Source organism: Methanobrevibacter sp. (assembly GCF_036307625.1).
GTDB lineage: Archaea > Methanobacteriota > Methanobacteria > Methanobacteriales > Methanobacteriaceae > Methanocatella.
The window spans coordinates 1-5,357 of sequence record NZ_JAXJXF010000135.1 but is presented as its reverse complement, the minus strand read 5'-3'; the positions used below and the strand labels follow the sequence as shown (position 1 = coordinate 5,357).

Annotated in this window: 5 protein-coding genes; all 5 read left to right on the top strand. The window is 34.2% G+C overall.

Annotated features, from left to right (window positions below; all coding sequences use genetic code 11):
- On the top strand, window positions 1–2,256 hold a 2,256-nt coding region (locus UIB65_RS08805), incomplete at its 5' end, for an STT3 domain-containing protein (RefSeq protein WP_330041004.1).
- Window positions 2,257–2,307: 51 nt separating this feature from the next.
- Window positions 2,308–3,402, top strand: a complete 1,095-nt coding sequence (locus UIB65_RS08800; RefSeq protein WP_330041002.1) for a GTP-binding protein — start codon at window positions 2,308–2,310, stop codon at window positions 3,400–3,402.
- 30 nt (window positions 3,403–3,432) lie between these two features.
- Window positions 3,433–3,978 carry an adenylate kinase family protein gene (locus tag UIB65_RS08795; RefSeq protein WP_330041000.1) on the top strand — a complete coding sequence of 182 codons (546 nt, stop codon included), beginning with the start codon at window positions 3,433–3,435 and terminating at the stop codon, window positions 3,976–3,978.
- Window positions 3,979–4,345: 367 nt separating this feature from the next.
- Complete coding sequence (locus tag UIB65_RS08790) at window positions 4,346–4,573, top strand: hypothetical protein (protein WP_330040998.1); 228 nt, start codon at window positions 4,346–4,348, stop codon at window positions 4,571–4,573.
- A 27-nt stretch (window positions 4,574–4,600) separates the two neighbouring features.
- Entirely contained in the window at window positions 4,601–4,990 is a 390-nt protein-coding gene (locus UIB65_RS08785; RefSeq protein ID WP_330040997.1) for a type II toxin-antitoxin system VapC family toxin, read from the top strand.
- Window positions 4,991–5,357 lie beyond the last annotated feature (367 nt).

Below are 5,357 nucleotides of genomic sequence, written 5' to 3'. Positions count from 1 at the left end.
GACTGGGGTGCGATTGTTGCTACATTGATTATTGTTCTTGCACCGAACTACTTCGCGCACACATTCCCAGGGTTCTTCGATACAGATATGTTCTATTACATATTCTCGCTGCTCTTTGTATTCTTCTTTGTGGAGTGTATAAGGACGGACAACTTAATTTTAAAGGTAATTTATGCAATATTGTCCATCGCATCAATAGGCCTGTTCTCTCTATCCTGGACTGGTTATATCTTTTACGTAGGTTTGATGGGAATATTCGCAGTAGTTTACTTGATTGTATGTTACATTTTCAATATCGGTGATGACCAAAGCCAATATCCAAGCAAATTGTCTTGGTTCATACATCAAAAGTCATTACTGTCAATTATAATTCTTGGTGTAATTGGATTTGCTGGCCTTGCTGTTTTCAAAGGTGTTGATGGAGTAATTGGAATATTTGGAAGTTTAACTGGATTATTAAGCTTGCAATCCGCATCTGTGGTTGTAGGTGGTTTCCCTAACGTTCTTATTTCTGTTGCAGAGATGCAAGCACCTAACATGGTAGGTGCCGGAATGAATGCAATGTTCCTGGCTAATACCAACGGTTTCATCAACGGTATTGGTGGAATTGCTGTATTCTTCTCCTCTTTAATTGTACTCTACATTTTGGTTTCAAGAGCTTGGAAATTCAGATCCGTTGGAAAAACTGTTAAACAAGTAGGTAAACCTGGAAAAGGAGAAAGGGTTGCTGCAGCTAAAAAATTAGACGATGACCGTAAATTCAAATTCGATTTAACTGATTTGAAATTCGGAGGTAGTGATGAAATTCTTTCCGATAAAAAGTTAACCGTACTCTATGCTACTTTATTCGTGGTATGGATTGTAATTACTGCTCTTGCGGTAACTAGAGGTTCAAGGTTCATTACAACAATTGTTTTACCATTCGGATTATTAGCTGGTATGTTTATAAGTTATGCAACCGACTACATTAAAAACAGATTGAATAACGATAAGATTTTGGTTGTTATTGGTGTATTCTGCGCATTCTTGGCAGCAGTTCCATTAGCAACTATCAATACTATGTATGGAATAGCTATGTTTGCCGTAATCACTGCATTTACTTTAATTACTGTTTACGGTATTAAACCTAATGCTTCCGTTAAAGTTCCAATTAAAAAATACGTTATCGTGGCTGCAATTATTGTTGCACTTGTCACTCCAAGTATTTGTGGAGCTTATCAGACTTCTGAAAATGTTGTTCCGGGTACCAGTGACCCAATGTGGAATTCAATGGAATGGATTAAGGAAACCCAATCTGATGATACTGTTATCACATCCTGGTGGGACTTCGGTTACCTCTTTGAGATTGCTGCTGATAAACAAGTAACATTCGACGGAGGTTCTCAGACAGGAAGCCGTGCTTTCTGGCTGGGTCAGGCAATGGGTACGGATAATCTAGATCTGTCCGTTGGTATATTTAGAATGCTGGATACAACCGGTGAAAGAGCAACTCAAAAGCTAGTTGAAATTACTGGAGATACAGGTCAATCTGTTGGAATATTACTCGACATCCTGCCAAAATCATCAAGCGATGCTCAAAAGACTTTGGTAGATACTTATAAGTTGGATTCTTCTCAGGCTAAGGAAATTATCAACTTAACACACCCTAGCAATCCACGTCCGGTAATATTTGTAGCGTCTTCAGATATGCTATCCAAAGCTGGCTGGTGGAGTTACTTCGGACATTGGAACTTTGAAAACCAATCTTCTGAAAACTACAACTACCTCGTTCCGACTAGCACTGTTCAAGTCGCCCCTGGTCAAACCAATAACTACACTTTATTAAGTCAAGGTGGTATGACTGTAAACATGGTTATTGAAAGAGGAAATGGAAACAATACAACTACAGCACATGTTGATTCTGTATATACTCAAACCGGTGAGCCAATCAAGATTAATGATTCCTTATATAACCCATATAATGCATCAAATATGATTATAATTGAAAACGGTTATATAATGAAGAACGAATCAATTAAAGGTGCTGAAGACGGTAACTTTACCATCTTCCTGATTGGAAATGACAACGAATACACTCCGTTCCTGATTAGTAATGAACTTACTAATTCAATGTTTACCAGACTTTACCTCATGGGTGGAGCCGGTCAAAATCAATTCTCACTTGTTCATTCAGAACCGGGTGTAATGCTGTTCAAGGTAAACTTTGACGGCAGCAGCAATTCAACAGCTAGTAGAAATACAACATCTACCGCTTAGATTAGGATTTTCCTAATCTTTTCTTTTTTTTATTTTAATTATGGTGATTTAATGGGGATAGAAGAGAAAATAAAAGATATTGAAGAAGAAATTCAAAAGACACCATATAATAAAGCTACTTCACACCACATAGGTAAACTTAAAGCAAAACTATCAAAACTTAAAGAGGAGTCTTTACAAAGAAGCAGCGGTGGTTCTAAAGGTCAAGGTTTCCATGTTAAAAAGTCTGGAGACGCTACCGTAGTTCTTGTAGGGTTCCCATCTGTTGGTAAATCTACTCTCTTAAATAATATTACAAATGCAGAAAGTAAAGTTGGTGCCTATCAGTTCACAACTTTGGATATCGTTCCGGGCGTAATGGAACATAAAAATGCTAAAATACAGGTTTTTGATATTCCTGGAATTATTACAGGTGCAAGTAGTGGTAAAGGAAGAGGTAAAGAAATTCTATCTGTTGCAAGAACTGCTGATTTGATTCTGGTTGTTTTGGATACCTTGAATCCGCAGCATATTGATGTTATTGTAAAAGAGCTAAGGGCTATTGGAATCAGGCCAAATGAACAGCCGCCTGACGTAACTGTTAAAAGGAAAAAGCTTGGTGGTGTAAAAGTATCATCAACCTGTCCGTTATCTCATTTGGATGAAAAGACCATAAGATCCATTCTTAATGAATATGGCTATATCAATGCTGATGTGCTGTTTCGGGATGATGTGACCATGGATCAGTTTATTGATGTTTTGGACAGGAACAAATCCTATGTTCCAATGTTGGTCTTATTGAACAAGGTCGATTTGGTCGATGAGGCTTATATTGAAGAGCTGAAAAAATACATTCCGGAGTTCATTCCGATTTCAGCCGACAAGAATACCAATATCGATGAGCTAAAGGACATCATATTCGATAATCTTGATTTGGTAAGGGTGTATTTAAAGCCTCAAGGAAGAAAAGCTGATATGGAAGATCCATTGGTTATTAAGAAAGGCTCTACTGTAATTGATGCCTGTAGGAAACTGCACAGGGAATTCGTAAAGAACTTTAGGCACGCTAAGGTTTGGGGAACCTCTGTCAAATTCCCGGGTCAAAAGGTAGGACCTGACCATGTACTTGACGATGAAGACGTTTTAAGAGTTATTTTAAAGAAATAATTCCTCTTTTTTTTTATTTTTTTTGATAATATGTGTAAATCTATTTTTATTACCGGCACTCCATGCACCGGAAAAACTACAGTTAGTGAAGTTTTAGCTTCTAGATTAAATTGCAAATTGGTTAAAATTAATGATTTAGCAATTGAAAATGATTTTGTTTTGGGAATTGATGAAGATAAGGGTTATAAGGTCATTGACATTCCTAAACTGAATGAAAAGGTTTCTGAAATCATTTCAGATAGTGATGAACTTCTTATTTTTGAAGGGCACCTGGCACATTTGTGTGATGGTGCTGATAAGGTGGTTGTTTTGAGGGTCAGACCAGAGATTCTACAGTCCAGGCTTGAAGCTCGTAATTATTCCGAAGCTAAAATCCGTGAAAACCTTGAAGCTGAAGCAATGGGAGTCTGCACTGCTGAAGCCTATGAAATCTATGGTGAAAACATCTCTGAAATTGATGTAAGCGATTTGGCAGTAGATGAGATTGTCGATGAGATTTCTTGTGTAATTTCAGATGAAAAAACTTATTCTGTTGGTGAAGTCGACTTCATGGATTGGTTGATTTTAAATTCATAATTATTTTTCAACAACAATTTTCTATAATGGGAGCTATTTTACTAAATCATTACAATCTTTCTTTTTTAGGCCAATTTCTAATTTATATTTATATATTTTTACAATGTGTATTTGTGCATCTGTGTATCTTGAAAATATTTATATAGCTTTGAGTTCAATATTAACATGATTGTTCTAGCTAGTTCAAGCAATAAAATGTTGCACATTAAATCTTTTAAGTGCTTTAAATTACAATCAAGTGGTAATATAGTGCAAATTACATTGGATATTGGTGAAAAGCTACTTGAAGATTTAAAAACAAGTTTTAAATGATAAATCTAGCTATTTAGATTTATGTTTTAGATTCATTAAGCAAGGACTTGGTAATATGTCAGCAGTAACTATTAGTGATGAAGTGATGGAAAAAGTTAATATAAAATGTAGGCAATCTAATAAAACTCCATTTGAAGTAATTAATGAAGTTTTATTGGACACATTGGGTAAAGTAGATGAAATTCCAGATGATATTGATGGGGATAAAATCTGGAATTTGCTTGAACATGACAAGCCCGAAGGTGATGATATTTTAGATAGAATCACAGATATGTTTGATTAAAAAGTTAAAACACCACGAGGATATAAAATGATTTTTTTAGATTCTTCATATATTAAGGGTTTGATTCTAAAAAATGATGATTATAACCATCTTTCCAAAAAAATCAAACCCTATCTTAAACATGAAGCAAAAGTAATTAATACGACTGTCTTGGTTGAAGTGTTAAATGCAATTAAGGCTAATAACTATAATCAAGATTTAAATGAACTTATTTCATCTTTAGTGAATTTAGATATTTTTGATTTTTTACTCATGGATGACTATGAAAAATCATTAGATTGGTTTAATTATTTTGACCGCAATATTAATTTTTCTGATTGCACTATTATTAACACAATGATCAATCACAAAATTAATAAAATTGTTTCTTTTGATTCAGATTTTGATAAAATCAGAGGATTTGAAAGGATTGGTTAATAATTCTTTCTTTTTTAGGTTTTTTGCGTCCATTTTATTAATACAGGATATATTTTGCTGGGATTTGATTTTTTCAATGATTTTTCGTTGATTAATGTTGTGAAGAACTTGTCTAATTCCTTCAATATTTCATAACCATGAAGTGCTCTTTTGATTTAATGATTCATAAAATTAAAAATCGGGACATTCCGTTTACATAACACTGTATTACAAAATTATTTGCATGATTTCGGAATAATCTGTGTTAATGTTATTTGATTCTTTTTTTTAATTTTTTTTCAAAGCATATAAATCACCTCATAAAATACATACCTTTATAAATGGTGATAAACATATTTATTTTTAATATTCATATTAACCTAAGGTT

What these genes read in the sequence shown, in the direction of transcription:
- UIB65_RS08800 (WP_330041002.1), top strand. Translation starts at nt 2,308, where the DNA reads ATGGGGATAGAAGAGAAAATAAAAGATATTGAAGAAGAAATTCAAAAG.
- UIB65_RS08795 (WP_330041000.1), top strand. Translation starts at nt 3,433, where the DNA reads ATGTGTAAATCTATTTTTATTACCGGCACTCCATGCACCGGAAAAACT.
- UIB65_RS08790 (WP_330040998.1), top strand. Translation starts at nt 4,346, where the DNA reads ATGTCAGCAGTAACTATTAGTGATGAAGTGATGGAAAAAGTTAATATA.
- UIB65_RS08785 (WP_330040997.1), top strand. Translation starts at nt 4,601, where the DNA reads ATGATTTTTTTAGATTCTTCATATATTAAGGGTTTGATTCTAAAAAAT.